General features: G+C 30.1%; 18 protein-coding genes and 1 pseudogene. 11 read left to right on the top strand and 8 right to left on the bottom strand.

From position 1 onward, the window contains the following. Position 1: 1 nt before the first annotated feature. Positions 2–121 (top strand): annotated as a pseudogene (locus HMPREF0520_RS06540) (HIT family protein); the annotation flags it as partial. 82 nt (positions 122–203) lie between these two features. Here the strand turns inward: HMPREF0520_RS06540 and HMPREF0520_RS02585 are convergent. Then, positions 204–1643, bottom strand: a complete 1440-nt coding sequence (locus HMPREF0520_RS02585; protein WP_006729352.1) for a CAP domain-containing protein — start codon at positions 1641–1643, stop codon at positions 204–206. A 232-nt stretch (positions 1644–1875) separates the two neighbouring features. On the opposite strand from HMPREF0520_RS02585, the gene HMPREF0520_RS02590 reads away from it, so the two are divergent. The 4 genes from HMPREF0520_RS02590 to HMPREF0520_RS02605 are packed head-to-tail and all read left to right on the top strand — an operon-like array spanning position 1876 to position 5517. Next, a complete protein-coding gene (locus HMPREF0520_RS02590; RefSeq protein WP_006734792.1) occupies positions 1876–2958 on the top strand; it encodes a D-alanine--D-alanine ligase family protein in 1083 nt (360 codons plus the stop codon). A 24-nt stretch (positions 2959–2982) separates the two neighbouring features. Next, positions 2983–3651, top strand: a complete 669-nt coding sequence (locus HMPREF0520_RS02595) for a MerR family transcriptional regulator (protein ID WP_006729354.1) — start codon at positions 2983–2985, stop codon at positions 3649–3651. Positions 3652–3670: 19 nt separating this feature from the next. Then, positions 3671–4756: a YibE/F family protein gene (locus HMPREF0520_RS02600; protein ID WP_006729355.1), complete on the top strand. Its 1086-nt coding sequence runs from the start codon at positions 3671–3673 to the stop codon at positions 4754–4756. 11 nt (positions 4757–4767) lie between these two features. After that, positions 4768–5517 (top strand): YibE/F family protein, encoded by a 750-nt coding sequence (locus HMPREF0520_RS02605; RefSeq protein WP_006731999.1) that lies wholly within the window; start codon positions 4768–4770, stop codon positions 5515–5517. Positions 5518–5599: 82 nt separating this feature from the next. Here the strand turns inward: HMPREF0520_RS02605 and HMPREF0520_RS02610 are convergent, their stop codons facing one another. After that, entirely contained in the window at positions 5600–8554 is a 2955-nt protein-coding gene (locus tag HMPREF0520_RS02610; protein WP_006729357.1) for a TIM-barrel domain-containing protein, read from the bottom strand. An 87-nt stretch (positions 8555–8641) separates the two neighbouring features. On the opposite strand from HMPREF0520_RS02610, the gene nagA reads away from it, so the two are divergent. From nagA to HMPREF0520_RS02625, 3 genes are all read left to right on the top strand, one after another. Beyond that, positions 8642–9802, top strand: a complete 1161-nt coding sequence (gene nagA / locus HMPREF0520_RS02615) for an N-acetylglucosamine-6-phosphate deacetylase (RefSeq protein WP_006729358.1) — start codon at positions 8642–8644, stop codon at positions 9800–9802. 92 nt (positions 9803–9894) lie between these two features. Continuing rightward, positions 9895–10293, top strand: coding sequence for a PTS sugar transporter subunit IIA (locus HMPREF0520_RS02620; protein ID WP_006730498.1), 399 nt, complete (start codon positions 9895–9897; stop codon positions 10291–10293). Positions 10294–10604: 311 nt separating this feature from the next. Continuing rightward, positions 10605–12182: an ATP-binding cassette domain-containing protein gene (locus HMPREF0520_RS02625; RefSeq protein ID WP_006729360.1), complete on the top strand. Its 1578-nt coding sequence runs from the start codon at positions 10605–10607 to the stop codon at positions 12180–12182. A 204-nt stretch (positions 12183–12386) separates the two neighbouring features. Here HMPREF0520_RS02625 and HMPREF0520_RS02630 read toward each other — a convergent pair whose 3' ends face one another. From HMPREF0520_RS02630 to HMPREF0520_RS02655, 6 genes are all read right to left on the bottom strand, one after another. Next, entirely contained in the window at positions 12387–13046 is a 660-nt protein-coding gene (locus HMPREF0520_RS02630) for a DUF4097 family beta strand repeat-containing protein (RefSeq protein WP_010222005.1), read from the bottom strand. A gap of 352 nt (positions 13047–13398) precedes the next feature. After that, on the bottom strand, positions 13399–14262 hold the full coding sequence (locus tag HMPREF0520_RS02635) for a helix-turn-helix domain-containing protein (RefSeq protein ID WP_006729363.1): 864 nt from the start codon (positions 14260–14262) through the stop codon (positions 13399–13401). 101 nt (positions 14263–14363) lie between these two features. Next, the gene (locus tag HMPREF0520_RS02640; RefSeq protein ID WP_006729364.1) at positions 14364–15137 is read right to left on the bottom strand and encodes an ABC-2 family transporter protein; all 774 of its coding nucleotides are present in this window, start codon (positions 15135–15137) and stop codon (positions 14364–14366) included. Further along, positions 15134–15886, bottom strand: coding sequence for an ABC-2 family transporter protein (locus HMPREF0520_RS02645; RefSeq protein WP_006729365.1), 753 nt, complete (start codon positions 15884–15886; stop codon positions 15134–15136). Before HMPREF0520_RS02645 ends, HMPREF0520_RS02640 begins: the two co-directional genes overlap by 4 nt. Beyond that, on the bottom strand, positions 15883–16803 hold the full coding sequence (locus HMPREF0520_RS02650) for an ABC transporter ATP-binding protein (protein WP_006729366.1): 921 nt from the start codon (positions 16801–16803) through the stop codon (positions 15883–15885). Before HMPREF0520_RS02650 ends, HMPREF0520_RS02645 begins: the two co-directional genes overlap by 4 nt. Positions 16804–16990: 187 nt before the next feature. Continuing rightward, positions 16991–17791, bottom strand: a complete 801-nt coding sequence (locus tag HMPREF0520_RS02655; RefSeq protein WP_006729367.1) for a tyrosine-protein phosphatase — start codon at positions 17789–17791, stop codon at positions 16991–16993. Between the two features lie 148 nt (positions 17792–17939). Between HMPREF0520_RS02655 and HMPREF0520_RS02660 the strand changes: the two genes are divergently transcribed. The 3 genes from HMPREF0520_RS02660 to HMPREF0520_RS02670 all read left to right on the top strand — a co-directional run bounded on the left by HMPREF0520_RS02660 (position 17940) and on the right by HMPREF0520_RS02670 (position 20428). Beyond that, positions 17940–18416, top strand: a complete 477-nt coding sequence (locus tag HMPREF0520_RS02660) for a universal stress protein (RefSeq protein WP_006729368.1) — start codon at positions 17940–17942, stop codon at positions 18414–18416. Positions 18417–18501: 85 nt separating this feature from the next. After that, positions 18502–18984 carry a hypothetical protein gene (locus HMPREF0520_RS02665; RefSeq protein ID WP_006729369.1) on the top strand — a complete coding sequence of 161 codons (483 nt, stop codon included), beginning with the start codon at positions 18502–18504 and terminating at the stop codon, positions 18982–18984. A 52-nt stretch (positions 18985–19036) separates the two neighbouring features. Beyond that, the gene (locus HMPREF0520_RS02670) at positions 19037–20428 is read left to right on the top strand and encodes a metallophosphoesterase family protein (RefSeq protein ID WP_006729370.1); all 1392 of its coding nucleotides are present in this window, start codon (positions 19037–19039) and stop codon (positions 20426–20428) included. Positions 20429–20434: the final 6 nt, after the last annotated feature.

Here is a 20434-nt window from a genome sequence, read left to right on the forward strand (position 1 = left end):
TATTATCTCTAAGAATCTTAAAAGTAATATTATTCATGAAAATAAAGGTGCCATTGTTATAATGTCGGATAATCCTGAAGTAGAGGGACATATGTTTGTTGTTGCAAAAAACCATACTCCGATAGAATATCGAAATATGGTTTTAAACAATATATTTAATCATATATTTTAAATTTTATGCTAATATAGCATGATTATGCCATTTATAAAGCATGTCTAGATACTTGTTGTCTGAACCAACGATGTGGTCCCAGGTAATACCAATTCGTTTTGTTGATTTGAATAATTTGACCATAGGCATAGCTTTTACCAGCTTGTAGTTGAGTAAATGTGTTTCTTCTGTATTGCTTGTAAGGGCTAGTGTATATATTTTTATCAATAGTTTTCTCTGTAATATCAATAATGCCAGCTGTTAAATCAGGCACATCAACTACAAAGAAATCATGAAACCATTGCTGTGCACCTAAATTATAAAATTGTTTGCCATCTTGATATGATTTACCAAATAAATTAATGTTCATTGCCCGATCTTTATTTAAAGAATCACGCAATTTTTCAGCTTTGCTAAGCAAAGCTGATTTTATTTTTTGAGCATTGTTGCGATGCTTATTTTTGTTACTATCATCTGTATCTAAAGGTAGTGGTTTAGTAGGATCTAGACTAAATAGTTTGAATGTGTATTTATACAGTCCATGTATGTTAACTTCATATTGGTGTCCCAAAATCAAAGGCATATTTGCAGGATAGTAGGTAATAATAGTAGAAAAATAACCAAATCCTTGTTTACTAAAATTGTTAACATGATTTACTTTGTAACTTTGATTATCATCTAAGTCTGTAATGGTGATTTTAGGCAAATGATTAATTCTCTTTTCTGATAGATAGAGAGACCATGCGATATTAGATCCCTGTAATAATTCGATAGGAAAGAGGTTACTTGCAGGATATAATACTGAAGTTTGACATGGTGCTGCATATGAATCTGCAGCGAAAGCTACTTGTTGAACAGAGTAGCGATAACCATTATCACCATAAGCTGCTCCTATACCAGTTTTAGATATTTTAGTAGATAGCAACCATGCTCGGTGTCCAGTATCAGAACCATCTAGGTTAAATCTATCTGTTAACAAGTCGGTAACTACTTCTCCTGCTGTTTGATTATTTATATTAAAGTTTAGGTTAGAACTAGCTGTAACAATTTTGGCAATATTCCAAAACATATCGGAAATAAAGGGTGGCTTGACTAACGATGGTAAACCGTGTTGGTTAACAAAAGGACTAGCTTGTGTAGCAGCCATTACACTGGCTGCTATTTGTGCATTATCATTATTAGTACTGTCAGTATTGATTTTATTTAAACCAAACATACTTCTATAATAATTAATATATGCTAGCTGGCTGGATATGTATCCTGCAGATAGTATACCAGGATCAAAAGGTTCCGATAAATGTGGTTCCTTATGATAGATATTTTTTTGATTGTAACGCATTTTTGGTAATAATGCATATTGCTCTTGAATTCTGTGAATATTATTTAAATCTTTTTTAGTAAAGCCTGCAGCATTAGCTGTAGTTCCAGCTAAAGTTGAAATCAAAATAGAAGCAGTAATAAAAAAAGATGTTATTTTTATTCTAAGACGCATGATTTAGCTCCTTTTCATAGTCTTTATTATAACTATAAATAACTAAAATTTCGTATATTTTATACTTTTTTAACAACTTTTTTTATTTTGACAAAATGAGGTATATTAATCAGTGTATATTTTTACTACAGATAGTATTTATCGTGATTTTCTACTTCAATTTAAATAAAAAATTTCAAAATGTGGTAGCATTGTTTATAATAGGGTTCTAAAGATGATAAGGAGAAGTGTAATGAATAAAAAAATCAGGGTTGGTTTAATTTTTGGTGGAAACTCATCTGAATATGAAGTTTCAATTATTTCAGGTCGCAATATATATAAGGCCATTGACAAAGAAAAGTATGATGTTTATCCAATGTGGATTACAAATACTGGTTTTTTAGCTAGTGATGCTGATTCTCGTAAGGTTTTGGAGGATCCTAGTTATCAAATAGAAAATCCCCATAATGTAACTAATATATCGAATGTAATTGAATTATCTTGTCGACCAGAAATAGATGTGTTTTTCCCAATAGTTCATGGCAATTTAGGAGAAGATGGATGTTTACAGGGCCTGCTACGTATTTTAGACAAACCTTTTGTGGGTGATGATGTTTTGGCAGCAGCAATTACTATGGACAAAGAGTTAAATAAAATTATGGCTCAGCGTGCGGGTGTACCAGTAGCTGATTGGATTTCTATTAAACGTTTTGAATACAATGATGCTAAGAATGAAAAACTAAGCTATGATTATGTATCTCAAAAGTTAGGTACAGATTTATTTGTCAAGCCATCAAACCAAGGATCTTCAGTTGGCATTAGTCACGTAACTTCGGCGTCAGATTATAAAGCAGCTTTAGCTGAAGCATTTAAATATGATGATAAAGTTTTAGTAGAAGAAACTATTAAAGGAACAGAAGTAGAAACTGCGGTTTTAGGTAATGATGATGCGATTGTTTCAGGCGTGGGACAAATAACTAATGCACAAGGTAGTTGGTATTCGTATGAAAATAAATATAATGATAATTCAACTTCTAAGTTACAAATACCAGCTGCGTTACCATCTGAAATTATAGAAACGGTAAGACGTCAAGCACTCAAAGTTTATCATGCGACAGAATGTTCAGGCCTAGCTCGTGTTGATTCTATGTTGAGTTCTGATAACAAGGTTATTTTCAATGAACTAAATTCTTTACCAGGTTTTACAAATATTAGTATGTATCCGAAACTATTTGAACAAGTTGGTATTTCTTATACAGAATTAATTACTAAATTGTTAAATTATGCTTTAGATAGATACGCACATAAGAAAACTTTATTACATAAACACGATTAAAATTATTAATAAAAGGGTCAGCATATGCAAGAAAAAATGTTAGTTACTTCTCAAGTAGCAAAACAATTAGGTATTAGTGTAGCTACTTTGCGAAAATATTCATCTGAGATTGAACAAGTTACTGGCAATCATATGTATTTTGTCCGTAATAATAAGCAGTCAAGGATGTACACGCCTCAGAATGTAAGGTTATTACAAACAGTCTTGACATTGATTAATCAGAAAAAGTTACCCTATAAAGAGGCAATTAGCCAATTATTTGAAGTTCATGCTTCAGATAAAATGCCACAAGTAAACAAGGTCAATAGTAGCTATAATATGATTGATGCTAAACAGGTAGTTCAATTATTAGGCATGTTGCAAAAAACGATTGAGCAACAAAATGTTGCTATAAGTGGATTGAAGGCACAAATGGAGCAACTTTCACAACAAAATAGCCAACTATTAATTGATTTAAATTCTAAAAAAGATAAAGAAGTGGATCCTAAAATTTTAGCTATGCCAGATATTTCTGGAGTTGAGCCTATTAATTCTTCAGAAAGTGCAGAGACAATTCATGAAGAAATTTTGCGTAAAGCACGTGAAAATCAGCAAAAACATCCAAATATAACAATGCATCGTACTTTAGCTGATATGCAATTAAAGGATAAGCATCATTGGTGGGATCCCTTGTTAAAGTTTATTCAAAAATAAAGCTGATGGAGATAGTAATATGTCCAAAAAACAAAGATTAATCATAAGTGTGGTAATTTTACTGTTAGGCTTGTTTTGTTCACTGTGGATATACTTTTCTTCCAAAGGACTAACGCATCCAGTAGGACGTATAATTGATACTAATATTCATGATGAATTAGTGAATAAAGTAGAAGATACATATCGAAATAAAGATGAGGTTAGGCATCAGATAATTCACGTTAAAATTTTGTCAGGAAAGCATAAAGGTGAAACTCATACCATCAGTAATTATTATTCACCTTCTCAAGTTTTAACACAAAAATATCATGGTCAGCAGATGGTTATCATGTCTTTTGTGAAAAATAAGCCAACTATTGTTAGCCCGAAACGTGACGGTATTGTGGTTTTTGCTATATTTTTGATGATTAGTTTGTTAATTTTGATAACTGGTTTCAATAGTATTAGTATTTTGTTGTCAATGATTTTGAATAGTGTAGTATTTTACTTTATCATCAAATTTGACATTATGGAGAATGGTACGCAAATATTTGCTATTTATGGAACTGCAGTTGTGTTATTTGCATTTATATCTCTAATTATTGTGCAGGGATGTAACAAAAAAATGTTGGTTACTTTAGCTTCTACACTTTTGGGTGTTTTTATATCTTTTGGTATGTGTTATTTGTTGATGCGACTTACTAATGAAAAAGGTATTAAATATGAAGCTGTTGCTTATGCTACTCAGGATCCACGAGCATTATTTTTGGCTCAAACGCTACTAGGTGTGCTAGGTGCGGTTATGGATGAAGCTACAGATATTGTGACGAGTTTGTATGCTTTGTGTCAACATAAACCACATATTACCTTTAAAGAACTATTTAACAGTGGACGTACATTAGGTCAAGAAATTATGGGACCACTAATTAATGTTTTGGTTTTAATTTTTATGGCTGAGTCTTTGCCAATGGCTATTTTATTGTTACGTGATAATAATACGTTGATATACACATGTCAATTTGCTTTATCATTGGGTATTCTCCAGAGCTTAGTGTCAGCAATAGGAATAGTAGTAACAGTTATTTTTTCAGCACTTTGTTGTTACGTATTTATCCCTAAACATTAGGAGGAATGCATATGAATAATATATTTGTTTTATTGCTATTGCTTTTATTAGGCTTAATGATTTTGGTAGGTGGTAAAACTGGATTAAAGTCCTATCTTAGTATTATTATTAATGCATTGTTGATTATTTTAGTTGCTTTACTAATTTCATGGGGTATTAATATTATAGGAGTGGCTATCGTATTTATACCATTAAAATTAGCGACAATTATCTATTTGGGAACGCATGACTATAAGGTTGCGAGGAATTCTTTTTTAACAGCTTTAGCGATTAGTTGTATTGTAATTGTTTTAATTATTATGTTTGAATATGTCGCTCAAGCTGCTGGTTTTGGAGATCAATCTGGAGAAGAATTAGTCGGTCTGTCATTACAAGCAGGCATAAGTTTTCCACAAATTTCAATCGTGGTAGCGATTTTTTCTACTTTAGGTGCTATTGCGGAAGCAAGTGTAGCGATGAGTGCTGGCATTTTAGAATTAAAAAGGCATGATAAAGATATTACTATTCGCCAGATTTTTAAAAGTGCAGAACAAATGGGTGATGATATTTTAGGTACTGCAATTAATACTATATTATTTGGCTTTTTTGGTAGTTTTTTGCCACTGTTTATTTGGTTTATGAGATTAAATTACTCTCTTGTTGAAATCCTTAATGATAAATTATTTGTAAGTGAAGCCTTGATAGTCGTATATTCTTTTGTTGGAGTATTACTTACTATCCCTTTAACAACAATTTTTTTAGTTAAAGGATTAAAAAAGTAAATTGTTAGTAAACAAATAAAGCCCCTATATGTAACTTATGTTATATATTGGGGTTTTATTATCGTTAAAATTAGTTCAAAATTTATTTTGCTTTGAAGAATAATAATTCTTTGCCTGAAACTACACCATCAACAGCATCAGTGATATGTAATTTGATACTTTTAGCAACAACATCTCTTAAACCAATTACTTTATTTTTTGCATCGTCATTCCAATCATATGGTGCACTCCATTCACTATAATTGAGACCATCTTTTGAAATAGCAATGCGAATCTTTAAAACATGTCCTATGTGATCACGAGAACGTGGGATGTAAACCATGCGACTGAGTTTATAGATTTGGTCAAAGTTAATAGTCAATATCAATGGATTATTTGCTGTAACTTTATCTGTAGTTAACCATTCAGAAGCAGGGCAGAAATCAATCAGACTTTCTAAAGGCATTTCTAATGTACTTTCTAAATTGGCAGAAATTTTGATATCTTTGACTGCATATTCTAAAGGATCGGGATTGGTTTTGCCAGTAATATTTTCAGACCATTCTGATACCTTATTTAAATATCGATTTCTAATTCGTAAATGATATTTTGTGTTAGATTGTAATTCATGTAGAGTAAAGATATTCCCGCTTATATTAGTGTGGATAATTCCATTCAATTCAATATCTGCAGTTAAATGATCATTGATAGGTGTTGGTATATTTGACCAACGCACGGTCATACTTTTTGATGTAACACTTTTTGGCACGATTTCAAAGTCTTTAGGGATGATTAATGTCGAATCCGTGATCGCATGCATTTGTACATCGTTACAATAGGTAAAATTATTGATTGTTAATTTAAAATGATCTTGTTTGATATTCTGACTTACTAGTTTGATGCGAATTATATTATGGTTAGATTTCGTATATTCACTAAATTCAGGCCATAAATTAAAATTAGCAATATAAGAAAAACCAGAGGTTTGGTCATCTAAAGTATCAATATCATTAGTTTCTACTAAATTTATGACTTCATTATTTTTTGTAGCAATAATATTTTGGGGATGATTATCAGTAAAAATAGTGAGGTAGGTAGGCTGTTGTAGATCTAACTTGTCAAAATCTCCCTGTGTAGCCGCAATAGATATAACTAATGTTTTATTTTGTAAGGAGCTATCAATTTTAGTTGTCGCAAATTGTTCATTTTGGTATTGTCTACTAATGCCATCATCATCATATAAAATCGCTGTTTCTTGATTACATGGAAAAATATTGGCGTCACGAAGACTATTAGGAATAATGCTTCCTTGTTTGATGAATACTGGTAAATGCCATGACGAAAAAGTTAATTGGTCGTAAGAAAAGCCACCCGGAAATTTTTTACCAGTAAATGGATCAATCCAGACTGTTCGATCATTAGGTAAATAAATATTATCTTTAATTGATAATCCTTCATGATTTTCTCTACCATTGGTAATAGGTGCTATTAGTAGACTATCTCCTAACATAAATTCTTTGTTAACTCGAGTAGTGTAGTTATATGTTTCACGTGGAAAATTAAAGCACAATGGTCTAATCATAGGAAAACCATCTTGAGCTTGTTTCAGCAAATTATAAATGTAGTAAGTTAAACGTCTACGTAAGTTGAAATAGGCCTTATTAATTTTGGTGATTTTATTATTAAAAGCAAAAGGTGTTTTTTCAATATTTCCTTCGCCATCCATATTAAATAGGAGTGGTGTGAAAATCTTCCATTGTAAATCACGGAGGTTTACTTGAGCATTTCCGCCACCATATTCACCATCTAGTGCATTTCCAAAATTAGGTTGTCCGGATAGACTGAGCCCTAAGAAACTGGTGATTTGTGCAGAAAGCTCTTCCCATTCGCCACCTACGCCACCGTTAACAGTAGCACTATATGTATGGATACCTGCCCAACCATTATTAGTCATTAACCAGATTCTCTGATTTTGATGATCAAGTTGATTATGCATATTGCGAAGGTTATCTATTATTGCAAAATTATCAGTGTTATTCATAGGCAACTGGATGATGCCAAATGTACCATTATCTCTTAAATTTTCACTACCAAAATTTATATTGTAGTCTGATAGATTTTTAGTTGAGTTTATGTCGAAAGTAGCTTTTGATTTAAAGTCAGGTATTATCCAACTTAATGGAAATTCCTTTTTAGCAAACAATTTAATTTTATCTTCGATCGCTGTCAGCCAATTTTGCTTGTTAATAGCTATATCTGAAGTATCATCTGCCTTCTTTGAACTGAGGTCGCTGATATATCCAAGATTTAAAGCAAATTTAGGCAAAAATAGAGGTTGACCACTAATTTGATAATAATTAGCCAATAATTTGGCAGGATTATCACCTAAGATATAAAAATTATCAAAAATCTCACAAAAATGCATTATACTTGAATATGAGGGTGATTGTTGTCCAAAATCGTAGATACCATTACTCCAAGTATTACGTAACTCACTAAAACCAGCAGTTGACCAGAATAAATTGATTGGGCAAGCTACGGCACCTAAACCTGTCAGATTAGTATTTTTAATTTGTACAGTATTACCCTTATGACTAAAGTGACCATTTTGCATGCCACATCCAAAGTAGAATTCATTATCATTTTGGGTAAGTGTTTCTGTTGTACAATTATCTTGAAAGAGCAGCGGTTGCTTTTGTTTCATTCTATAGTGATTAGTACGTTCGTCAAAAATACTAATTAAGGCTGGTTTTTTCTGGATACGTAAAGAATAACGTTGATTTCGAATAATAAAGGTTTCTTCTGTTATTAATAACTTTGATAATTCAAAATAATCTTTTTGGTTTTGTTTGATTTTTGTGCACGAAAAAGGAACTAAAGGTAACTCTTCTATACCTTTAGGCTGGATAATCAGTCTAAAAATTTCGTCATTGATAATATATAACTTGCCAATTTCATTATTTTTGAAGATTAGTTCATAATAATCTTTTTTCTTAATAACTTGGCATAAATCGCTCAAATAATTTTGCTTTTGATTGTCTTTTAAAACACTAGTCATTTTTTCACATACTTTACTATAAATATTTACTACATTATTATAATACCAAAAATTAATATTAATAAACTAAACACTAAAGGAGAAAATATGTCTTACTTTTTACATGCTAAAAAATTTTTCTTAAAAAATCATGTTACTAATGGAGGATATTTAGAAATTCAAGATGATGGTAATTTTGGTTTCTATTATCCAGAAGCAAACAAACCAACTAATGTTGTCATTAAAGAATATGCTGATAAGTTAGTAGCTCCAGGATATGTTGATACACACATACATGGGTTATTAAACGAAGATGTGATGAAAAGTAATTGGAATGGTATTAACAAAATATCAGAAGGCTTGCTACAAGCTGGTGTAACAAGCTGGTTGCCAACCACTATTACCGCAGCCTCGTCTACTTTGACTCATATCTGTCAAATGATAGCAGAACATAAGGGTGAAGAAACAGGAGCTAAAATTCAGGGGATTCATTTTGAGGGACCTTTCTTTACTCCAGAGCATGGTGGTGCAGAAAATCCAAAGTATATGACTGATCCTTCCATTGTAGAATTTGACAAGTGGCGAGCAGCTTCTAAAAATATGCTTATCAAAATATCACTTGCACCCGAAAGAAAGGGAGCTAAAGAGTTTACTAGGCAAGCTATAAAAGAGGGAGTTGTGGTTTCTTTAGGACACTCTAGTGCCAACTATGAAGAAACGATGTCTTGTGTAGATGCTGGTGCTACAATGTTTACTCATACTTTTAATGGGATGAATACTTTATCACAACATACCCCTAATATTATTGGAGCAGCTTTTTCATCGAATTTAACTATCGCCGAATTAATTTGCGATGGACACCATGTAGAACCTGCAGCTATTAAGGCTTTGATTAGTGCCAAAGGGTATGAACATATTGCTTTAGTTACTGACTGTATGCAAGCTGGATTAATGCCAGATGGTGATTATATGTTAGGTGAACTTCCAGTATATGTTAAAGACGGAATGGCTCGTTTAATAGGTAAGAATAATTTGGCTGGCAGTGTATTATTAATGAAAGATGCTGTAAAAAATTTGGTCGATTGGAATATTGCAACCCCAGAACAAGCCATTATGATGGCTTCATATATTCCTGCCAAAAGTATCAATAAGTTAAAATATTGCGGTGTTATTGAACCTGATCATCCTGCTGATTTTATTATTTTAAATAGCGATTTAACTTTAGTGGAAACATATGTCAACGGTATCTCACGCTATAAGAATGAATAAAGTTAATTTATTTTTTGCTAATAATATATTATGATAAAATAAAGGGCTAAGCGTTTACATAACAAGTGTTTTTTGTAAAGGAGGACGAAAAAATGGCAAAAGAGTTAATTTTGATCAGTCATGGAAAATTAGCTGAAGAAGCTAAAAAAGGCATAGAGTTGATCATGGGACCTCAAGATAATATTCAAGCTGTGTGCATGTTACCTGAAGATGGTGTATCTGATTTTCAGAAGAAATTTGAAGATGCTACTGCTGATTTTAGTGTTGATGACATCGTCGTTTTTGCAGATTTAATGGGAGGAACCCCTGCTAATACTGTCAGTCGTTTGATTAAAGCGGGTTTGAATATTAAATTATATGCTGGTTTAAACATGGCGATGATTATGGAATGGCTTAATTGCCAGATGGTTGATGATCGAGTACCTGACTATGTAAAAGCGGGAAAAGATGGTGTTGTGGACGTAAACGCATTTTTGAATACGGATAATTAATTATATATTGATTAATATTTTAATTTGATAAAGTTTCCACATGTAAGATAGGGTTAAAAATTTAACCTAGAAAACAAAAAAAGATGTCAAAAGACTTGATTCTGAACTTGGTTCGGGACTAGGTCTTTTTTTATGTATAATGGTCTATTTTTGACCTATGTTTATACAATAATAATAATTAATAATATTATTATTGTATAAAATAAAAAAAACAATATAATAATATTATGAGAAAGAAGGTGCATTACCATGGTAATCAATATAAATAAATATTTAAAATCTAAATTAATATTATATGTTGGAGGTTATTTATGGCTTTAAAATATGTTGAAAAGCGTTATATATTTATTTTTGTAATTCTTTCTTTTTTCAAATCGTTACAAGCTGCATTTATAGCAGTAGTTAGTCAACAAATGGTGAATTGGGTTAATAAACCTAAGCTTAGTTATTTATTCACTATAGTTGTAGTGGCTTTGGTAGGTTTAATAGTATTTTGGCTGGTAAGTATTTTTTACCAAAAAATATATTTTATGGTTGTACGGAAAATAAATTGCAATATTAAAGCAATTGTAAGTAAATATTTAATTTTTAGTAATAATCCGTCCGTAGAATTAGATACTTCATTTTTTACTAATGATTTGAAAACTATTGAAACAGATAAAATAGAAGCTGAATTGCAGATTATAACCAATGTCATTCAATTTATAACTGCAATAATTGCATCTATAGCAGGTTCATTGCCTCTGACTATAGTATTTATGTTAGCATCTTTTTTGCCCGGTATTTTTCAAAGAATATTAGGTAGAAATATTGAAGAAAAGTCAAAAGAATGGGATAAAAGTAACAGTAAATATACTGAAAATGTTAAAGAAACCGAAATGTTTTCTGCGTCTGCTCGACTATATAATACAGAAAATAATTTGTGGAAAAGGTTTAAGTCCTCTGCTAATACAATGGAGGCTGCATTACTGAAACTGAATTTTTGGCAGGGATTTACCAATGAAACTATAAATACCATAGCTTATAGTGTCATTACGATTGCACCAATAGCATTAGGAGTTTATCTGGTAAGCATAAAAAATATCACATTAGGTACATTGATTATGGTTAGTCAGTTATCTAATAATTTTGTTAATCCAGTAATCATTATTTCTGCTTATCTCAATGATATGCGAGTTGCTAAGCATATGTGGAAAAAAATTCAGGATTTATCTCAAAAGTCTAATTGTTTACAAAATAGTAAATTAGGGATCGATTATTTTAATGGCATTGAATTAAAAGATGTAGCAGTTGCATACAAGGATAAAGACGTCTTTAGTAACGTGTCATTTGACATTAAAAAAGGCGAAAAGGTGTTAATCGTTGCACCATCTGGGTGGGGTAAATCTACACTTTTAAATACTTTACTAGGCAACATCAATATTAAAAAGGGCAGATATTTGATTAATGGAGAAGATATGACTACAGATATCAAAAAAGTCCATAACTATTTTAGTTATATTAATCAGGAGCCTAGGTTGTTAGATGATACTATTCTTTATAATATTACTTTAGGATGTAAATATGATCAGAATATTTTAAATGATGTTATACATAAGGCAGGATTAGAAGATCTCATAGAGGAAAAAGGTTGGGATTTCAAAGTAGGTCAATCAGGTAGTCATCTATCTGGCGGGCAAAAACAAAGAATAGAGATTGCTCGAGCTTTATTCTTTAATCGTCCAGTAATACTTGCAGATGAAGCTACCGCTTCATTAGATCCTGTCCTTGCTAAACAGATCCACGAGACACTTTTGAAAGAATATCATGGTACTATTATTGAAGTGGCTCACCATCTTACTACTGAAGAAAAGGGTATGTTTAACAAAGTTATTCAATTTGGCAATTAATGTAAAAATTTTCAATTTAATAGTATAAAAATACCGTCGCTCTTGTTAGATTTCTAATACCAAGCGACGGTTTTTTAATTAATATTTTTTGTGATACTATGATTTTGCTTGTAAATATTTTCCCCTATGTTCTTATTTTTATTATATTATTAATCTAAGATATGGACTTTGATTATGTAACTTTTGAGAAAGAAACAAGGCTTATTAGTTAATATCAATATCACCATTTGAATTGTTAATATCTAGTACATTTGATTTTGATGTAATCTTTGCAAAAGAATTAGGTACGTGCATACCTCTAAACTTATTGGATCCGTTAGAATTTGAAAGATTATATCCTGAAAAATTAACATGCTCTGCTGTAATATTACCATTGGAACTTGATAATTCAAAACCAAAGCGTGAAATAAGTTTAGATATGATAATATTGCCATTTGATGTAACAATATTTCCTTTATCAGTATGAATTTCTTCTACTTTAACATTTCCGTTTGAAGAATTAATTGAAAAGTTTTTTAATTCGTTTTGAGGAAGAGTGATAGTAACATTATAGGTGTTTCTTGAAAAGAAATTCAATGAAAAGTGATGTGGGGATGATACTTCTAAATAATGATTTTTAATTTTAACGATTGGAGCATTATTTTTGGGACCATCATAATCTACTTTTAATTTATTTCCTACTTTAACGTAAATATTATCATTACTATTTGAAATTTTAACTTGCTGGATTATTTGAGCAGATAAATCTGCAGTACTTTTTTGCAAGGAGGTACTTGCTGAGAAACTTGCATTTTGACATGCTACTATGCTCCCTAATAATGATAAAATAACAGATGGTAAAATAACTTTTTTCGACATAGACATATTAATATCCTCCATTTTTAAATATAAGCAATGACAGTACTTCTGTTTTGATCTATTAAATCAGAAAAAGCTAAATTTGCAAGGATAGAAAATACTTTATTTATCTGATTTTCAATTATTTGAGTATCTTGGATATTAAGATATTTTTTTATAATCGGTAGTTTTCCTTTGCATTAAAGGATTTTTATAAATAATATGTGATATTCCTACATATTTCCATTTTGCTTTTAATTTAATGAAAATATCTTCTATAGCTTCTCCAGACATGCAAACCTAATAGCTTTATTATATTTGAAACAATATGAAACGAGCGAAAAAGTCGTATTCGAATTTAAATTTCAAATACGACTTTTTATTTTGTGTGTTTGTTCAGGAATTTATGTATTTTATCCCCATAGCTTTTCATATCGAGATTTATGATAGTATTGATTGCATTTTTACAGTTAATAAGAGAGTTATTTTGCTTTGTTTGTTTATATATAATTAAATTTTTAAAAAAGAAAATTGTATTTTTATAAAAAAATAATTCAGGTAGAGTAGGAATTTCATCAGCAGTATCAATAAATAGTTGAATATCTTCAATTTGATTTTTTTCAATTGCAATGGCCAGAATATTACTAATTATTGCTAGTATTGCTATTTTAATATCAACGTTATCACTATCTTTATATTGCTGTATTATTTTTTTAGCTATAATTTTATTACTGTCAAGGTCATAAAAGACCATAAAGTTACAATATAGAGTAATAGTATTTTTATCCAAATTAGGATGACTAAAAATTTTATCTTTGAGCTTATGTCTTAATTCCATATCAAATGACTTAGGATCTTTTTTTAATGACTCTATCCAGCCATCAACTAACAGTTTTTCTTCATTCTTATCTTCTTTTGAAAGGTTGGTTTTATCTATTAAAAGTTTTATATCGTTAAGTTTTTGCTGATTTTGACCATAATAAGTAGATATCATTATATTGTGTAAATTACTAATTTGTTGATACTGCATATTATCATTTTGATTTAGCCTACTGAAAAATGTCCATAAAGGGATATTATTAAAATGTAGTAGTTTAATTAAGCTATCTGCTGTAATTCTGTGAGTGTTTTTTTCTACTTTAGAATAGTATGATTGACTAATAATTATTCCATTATGTGTAAAATCTTTTTGATTTTTAGCTTGACTAATTCGATATTCTTTAAGTAGTTCTCCAATTGTCATTGTATTTTGCCCCTTTTAAGATACAACTACGACTGTTTCGTTAATTTATTATTAACAGCTCCATCGTAGAAGTTAAAGCATAGTTGTTGAAAGATAAGTCTTTAATTTGCTGAGCTATAATGTTTGATACCCTTATTCCAAAGGAGTTTTGAAGTGTAATACAACAATATATCTATAATTATAAAATATCCTAATAACCAATAATTGTGTTTATGAAAAATCATTTCAACAGGTAAATTACTTGCCAATAATACTGGAATGACAAAGGTAAAAATCTGTTGAATAATCATTGGAAAAATTTGTTTTGGACGGCTAGCATAACTAATCAAATCCTCAATCATGCCAAATAAACTTGTTAATCCATCAACCCAAAATGATAATGTAACTGCCAATTGATTCAATAAGAAAATTAGAAAAGCAGTTAATATCAAGTTTATTAACATTATTGCGTAACCTATAATACCTACATTTTCCAGGGCTAAATAATATCCTAATAATCCTAAAGATAAAATCAAATTAAATATACTTGGAATATCTAAATGTGTGCCAATTGAATACCAATAAGAATAGACAGGTCGAATCAGGTTATAATCTAGTTCTCCTTCTAAAATATCTTCTACCAAGTTTTCATGTCCAATAACAAAGAAAAAGTTATAAATATAGGTTGCACTGTTCATAAAAGTAATTAAAATAAAATATTGATTTCGTGTCCAATTAGCATTTTCTGAATTTGAAAAATAAATATCACCGACAAATAATTCAATTAATAAGAATACTACGGCTAAGATAAAAGTTATCAAACTGGTGGCACGATAAATTAAAAATTCTTCTATACTCTGTTTCCAAATACTTGAAATAATTTTCTGAATTCTCATACACCCACACCCTCATATTTCTTAAGTCCTAGCTTAAACGTTTTTTTATATATGCAGTAAAAAATAATTAGCCAAACAGCAACTGCTAGATAATAAATATTTGTCTGATTAATGTTTGATGCAATTAATTTTGCAGGTACATCTGTCACTAATGAAAATGGGTTATATTGTAACCAGGAATAAATATTTTTCCCTAGCATAGATAGTGGAAAATATAGCCCTCCAAATAATAAATAAATAGCAAATAAGCCTGATTTGAGTGGCCACATATTTATTAACCAAAATCCTAAGCTACCAAAAACTAAAGCTAGATTAAAGAACATAAAAGAACAAAAAATTAGATATAAGATCAGATTAATAAAGCCAATGTTTAAATTAAAATAAAGCCCTAAAACTAGGTAAAAAATAATTATAGGTAGTTGAGATCCTATATAAGTTAAATATAGATACCAATATAATGATACTGGTTTTGTTAGATAGTTAGATAATTTACCAGACTGAATCAAGTCAGCTAAAGTAAAGGTCGGTGCAATTGAAAATAGCAAACTTAAAGTGTTGGTCATAATTAAGTATTTTGCTAAATAGTTAAAGTTGTGCACATTATTGCCCATTAACCAGCACCACATCCAGAGAGTAACTATTAAATTTAAAACTTGAGTTATAATTTTGATTAAGTAGTTACCTCTGTAGACTAAACTAGATTTGATTCCAAGGTAAAAAATTGGTAAATACTTTTTCATGATTGTCATTTTACTTTTTTATAAATCTCCAAAATAATTTCTTCTAAATTAATACCTTCTCTAGTTAATGAGATTATTTGATTAGCAGAGAGTGTTTGCAAAAATTTTTTGAGATCATTTTCGCTGATATTTTTGCTTTCTGGCTCATTATTTACTAAATATTTAACAATAAAATGATCATCTGTAGAAATATTGATTGGTAGTTTTTCAAGCTTATCATCAAAAACAATTTCTCCGTTAGCTAAAATTACCAGTCTTTGTGCCAATGCTTCTATATCTCTAATGTTATGAGAGGTAATGATAATAGTTGTTTTGTTACGTTTATTTTCTTCACGTAAAAATTCATAAATACTTTCTTGGGTCATTAAGTCCAAGCCTAGAGTGGGTTCATCTAAGAATAAATATTTGGGTTCATGAATTAAGGAACAAATCAAATCACATTTAACTCTTTGACCAAGTGATAATTTTCTGACAGGTTTATTAATTAAATCTTCAGCATTAAGCATTTTAGTTAATTCTTTTAAACGTTTTTTGAATCTATTTTCTTCTAAAGAATAAATACTAGCTAACATATTTAAAGTATCAATAGCTGGTAAGTCCCAAGAAAGTTGTGATTTTTGACCAAAAAGTACACCTATCTCTTTCAAGAGCTCGGTTTTTCGTTGCATGGGAATAAAAGTATCAATATTAACAGAACCACTACTAGGGCTAATAATTCCAGTTAATAGTTTAGTTAAGGTCGTTTTTCCTGCACCATTTGGTCCAATCAATCCAATTAGGCTACCATCTTCTATGTTTAAATTAATATTTTTTAAAGCTTTTACATATTGTGGCTTTCTATGAAAAAGGTCTTCAATAGTACCCTTAAGCCCGGATGCTTTTTCGAAAGTAACATAGTCAAAGCTTAAATTTTTAATGACAATCATTGCTTCTCCTTTAAATGTTAATTTGAAATTAATAATAATTACGATTTATATAATACAAGGCTAATGTTTTTTGGTCAACTAAATTTAAAACAAATTAAAAAATCCATACTTCGATACAATATCGAAATATGGATTTAAAATAAATATATGTTATGTAATACCATCTCTGTATGAAAATAACTATTTTTTAATCTTCTAAATAGATTTTACGAAGATCTAATATATCCTTGCGAGATAACTTCATAGTGTTACGTAAATAACTATGGATACTGCCATAATTATTGTTAATGTTATTTAAGACATAGTCCAAATATTCGGCACAAACAGATTGAATATCATATGTGGCTTTGACTACATTATCGTTTCCACCATCATCTTTAGCTTTTTTTAGCATAGAATTAATGAAATCTTTAGTTGTAGTATTAGTTAATAGATAGTCTTTTTTGATTGTATCAAAAGGAATACCTAAAGCAGATAGTATCAATAGTGCTCCAAATCCTGTTCTATCTTTTCCAGCAGTACAATGAAATAATGCTGCTTGGTTATCGTTATTATTGGCTAGTAGCAATTCTAAAAAATGTCTGTATGCATTTTGGGCTGATGAACTATTAATCATGTCATTGTATGCTGCAAACATTTGTCGTTTACCAAAATTAGGGTCGTTAGATGCCCATTTTTCCAGGTCTTCCATTGGTTTGGAAGCATTTGTCAGATCCTCGCTAAAAACAGGATTAAATTCATATTTTGCTTGGTTAGGAATAATATCAGGGTATTTATTTTTTTCTTTTTCGGATCTAAAATCTATGATCAATTTAACATTATAATTTTCCAACAAATCAGTGTCTTCTGGTAAAAGATCTGCTAGATTGCCTGTTCTTAGTAATTTATGATATTTTATTTTTTTTCCTGTTAGTGTTTGATAACCACCTAATTCTCTAAAATTTCGCCCAGATTTAATATTAAGTAATCTTTTATGATAATTGTTCATGAATGTTCATCCCTTTACTATAAAAATGTTATGGAAAACAATTATAACATTTTTTAAGAAATATATGCTATAAATTCTAGCATGTAAGGGCTTTTATGGTAAAATCTAATTAAAGATAAACACTATATAGCGTAGGAGATGTTTAGTTATGATAAAAGGGTATAACAACATTTTGGTTCCAGTTGATGGATCAGAATCTGCCGAGCTTGCTTTTGATAAAGCAGTGGCAATAGCTATGGAAAATGCTGCTCACATAGATATTTTAAATATTATTGATACACGTCAATTTATGGGAGAGTTACAAGATACTTTGATTTCAGGTGATACAGTTTATCAAATGACTAATGATTCTGAAGAGTATCTAAAGAGCTTACAGAAAAAAGCAGAAGAACAATTTAAATTTAAAGATGTATCTTATCATATTAGATATGGGTCACCTAAGAGAATAATTGCTTTTGATTTTATAAAAGATCACAATAATGATTTAGTTGTGATGGGTGCAACAGGTATGAATGCTGTTGAAAGAATGTTAATGGGCAGTGTTACAGAATACGTAAATCGTAACGCCTTGGCAGATGTATTAATTGTAAAAACTGATTTAAATAACGAAAAGATTAAGAAATAGTTTATTTTAATAATAGAAAGTAAAAGTACCTATAATAAGGTACTTTTTTTGATATAATGTTAAATGTAACTAGAGGAGGATATAAATGGAGCAATTAACTATGGTATCATTAGCAGACAAATTATCTGCTCAACATGATATTATTATTTCTGATAAGCAAACAATAAATGTAGCAGATATTTTTGAGCAAATTGATAATCTACACATATTACAAAAATCTGCTAAAGAATATATAGATATGACACAAGAACAATATTATGATCAAGAGTCTGATGGCAAATTAACTATATTGCAAATGGATAAGCCACTTAAATTACTTAAAGATCGGATTTTAACAAATCATGTTGATGGTTATGTGGATCAGCATGAAATAAATTTAACATATAATCATGAGTCTCCATATGTTGATGGCGGGTATAATCGTAGTGTTGATTTAAATGTATTAATTTACAGTTTAAAGGTTATTGGTGCAGTGGAACAGATTGCTGCTGATGATTTACGCAAGATTTTATCTAAGGATGCTGTGGTTTCTTTGATTATTGCTGCACATTCTTTAGCTAGCAATTAATGTTCGTTAGGGCTGATATAGCCCCTTTTTTACATAAAACAGGTGTAGCTTTATGAACATGTTTAGAAATATTTCCAAAGCTTTAGAAAATATTGTTAAAAAGAATAGAGCAGAGGAAAATAATATAACAAATAATTCGATTTTTGATGTAATGCAACATTATACGCAAGTCGGCGAATATTCTGTGGGAGCTCCTGAAGGTACACCTGGGGATAAAGATTTTGATTTAATTGTATATAAAAATGATAATGGTATTTTATATCAAGCATTGCGTCCAAAGAAAGCTGAAAATTTAGCACCACTTTTTGTTAGAAAGTTTGAACCTAGATTAAATCGGTTTCGAGCTTTTCAAAATAAAAAAAATGGGCGTCGTTTTATAGTTGAAGAGCATTTGGATGAATTTATTAATTATGTAAAGAATTATACTCGTACTAACACTAATTCGATAAATATTGGTATTATCACAGACACGCATCAAAAAGATGTTGACTCATTAACCTCGTATGGACGATTGGGCTTACTTCATTTAAAAGAGTTTAATTATCTTGAAGAAAGAGGATTTTTAAAGTTAAAAGTGCATTTAGGTGATTGGATAGATGGTTCGGATCCGGGATTAGTTGATGAGCAGGAACTAATTAATTTGCGAAATTGCTTTTCTTCCAAACGTATTGATTATGCTTTAATTAAGGGCAACCATGATGAGAATGATAAGTTTGATGCTTTGCATGAGATGTTACCATCTTTCCCTGAAAGAGAATTTGAAGACATCATGTGGACAAATATGTATCGCCAACATAATATCCATTATATTTCCAGGCAACATGGTGTTGCATATTTTGACTACGGTGATTTACGGATAATAATGATTAATACGTCCGATGTTCCCTATATCTTGGATAGCAATGGTAAGAAAAAATATAATACTCAGCATACTTTAGCTATTAGGGAAGATCAAGTACAAGAGATTATTGAAATTTTAGAAAAATCTGTTAATAAGCAAATAATTTTTATGGGACATGCTGTGCCAATTGATCGTAAAGGTATGAATTCTTTGAAGTATAATGGACGTTCGTTGCACGAATTGATGGTTGCATTTAATCAACGAGAAAAAGGGTACTTGAATTCACATGATGTGCCTTTAGAGTATACGTTAACTAATAAATTTGATTTTTCCAATGTAGTTAAGGGCAAAATTATTGCTTATTTTGCAGGTCATGCTCACGCAGAGGATCAATATCGTATTAATAGTATTCAATATATTACATTTAATTGTTCTGCATTAGTAAGTTTATCTGATAGTAATAAATATAATCAGCGTTATAATCGACAAGTAGATCAAAGAACTGAATATGCTGGTTATGTAGTTAATGTTGACTTAGATAAAAAGTTGTTGCAGGTTTTTGGATATGGTGCAGCATCGAAACGGAGAGTATATAGAATATAAATATTT

Source organism: Lactobacillus iners DSM 13335, assembly GCF_000160875.1.
GTDB lineage: Bacteria > Bacillota > Bacilli > Lactobacillales > Lactobacillaceae > Lactobacillus > Lactobacillus iners.

What these genes read in the sequence shown, in the direction of transcription:
- HMPREF0520_RS02585 (WP_006729352.1), bottom strand. Translation starts at nt 1,643, where the DNA reads ATGCGTCTTAGAATAAAAATAACATCTTTTTTTATTACTGCTTCTATT.
- HMPREF0520_RS02590 (WP_006734792.1), top strand. Translation starts at nt 1,876, where the DNA reads ATGAATAAAAAAATCAGGGTTGGTTTAATTTTTGGTGGAAACTCATCT.
- HMPREF0520_RS02595 (WP_006729354.1), top strand. Translation starts at nt 2,983, where the DNA reads ATGCAAGAAAAAATGTTAGTTACTTCTCAAGTAGCAAAACAATTAGGT.
- HMPREF0520_RS02600 (WP_006729355.1), top strand. Translation starts at nt 3,671, where the DNA reads ATGTCCAAAAAACAAAGATTAATCATAAGTGTGGTAATTTTACTGTTA.
- HMPREF0520_RS02605 (WP_006731999.1), top strand. Translation starts at nt 4,768, where the DNA reads ATGAATAATATATTTGTTTTATTGCTATTGCTTTTATTAGGCTTAATG.
- HMPREF0520_RS02610 (WP_006729357.1), bottom strand. Translation starts at nt 8,554, where the DNA reads ATGACTAGTGTTTTAAAAGACAATCAAAAGCAAAATTATTTGAGCGAT.
- nagA (WP_006729358.1), top strand. Translation starts at nt 8,642, where the DNA reads ATGTCTTACTTTTTACATGCTAAAAAATTTTTCTTAAAAAATCATGTT.
- HMPREF0520_RS02620 (WP_006730498.1), top strand. Translation starts at nt 9,895, where the DNA reads ATGGCAAAAGAGTTAATTTTGATCAGTCATGGAAAATTAGCTGAAGAA.
- HMPREF0520_RS02625 (WP_006729360.1), top strand. Translation starts at nt 10,605, where the DNA reads ATGGCTTTAAAATATGTTGAAAAGCGTTATATATTTATTTTTGTAATT.
- HMPREF0520_RS02630 (WP_010222005.1), bottom strand. Translation starts at nt 13,046, where the DNA reads ATGTCTATGTCGAAAAAAGTTATTTTACCATCTGTTATTTTATCATTA.
- HMPREF0520_RS02635 (WP_006729363.1), bottom strand. Translation starts at nt 14,262, where the DNA reads ATGACAATTGGAGAACTACTTAAAGAATATCGAATTAGTCAAGCTAAA.
- HMPREF0520_RS02640 (WP_006729364.1), bottom strand. Translation starts at nt 15,137, where the DNA reads ATGAGAATTCAGAAAATTATTTCAAGTATTTGGAAACAGAGTATAGAA.
- HMPREF0520_RS02645 (WP_006729365.1), bottom strand. Translation starts at nt 15,886, where the DNA reads ATGACAATCATGAAAAAGTATTTACCAATTTTTTACCTTGGAATCAAA.
- HMPREF0520_RS02650 (WP_006729366.1), bottom strand. Translation starts at nt 16,803, where the DNA reads ATGATTGTCATTAAAAATTTAAGCTTTGACTATGTTACTTTCGAAAAA.
- HMPREF0520_RS02655 (WP_006729367.1), bottom strand. Translation starts at nt 17,791, where the DNA reads ATGAACAATTATCATAAAAGATTACTTAATATTAAATCTGGGCGAAAT.
- HMPREF0520_RS02660 (WP_006729368.1), top strand. Translation starts at nt 17,940, where the DNA reads ATGATAAAAGGGTATAACAACATTTTGGTTCCAGTTGATGGATCAGAA.
- HMPREF0520_RS02665 (WP_006729369.1), top strand. Translation starts at nt 18,502, where the DNA reads ATGGAGCAATTAACTATGGTATCATTAGCAGACAAATTATCTGCTCAA.
- HMPREF0520_RS02670 (WP_006729370.1), top strand. Translation starts at nt 19,037, where the DNA reads ATGAACATGTTTAGAAATATTTCCAAAGCTTTAGAAAATATTGTTAAA.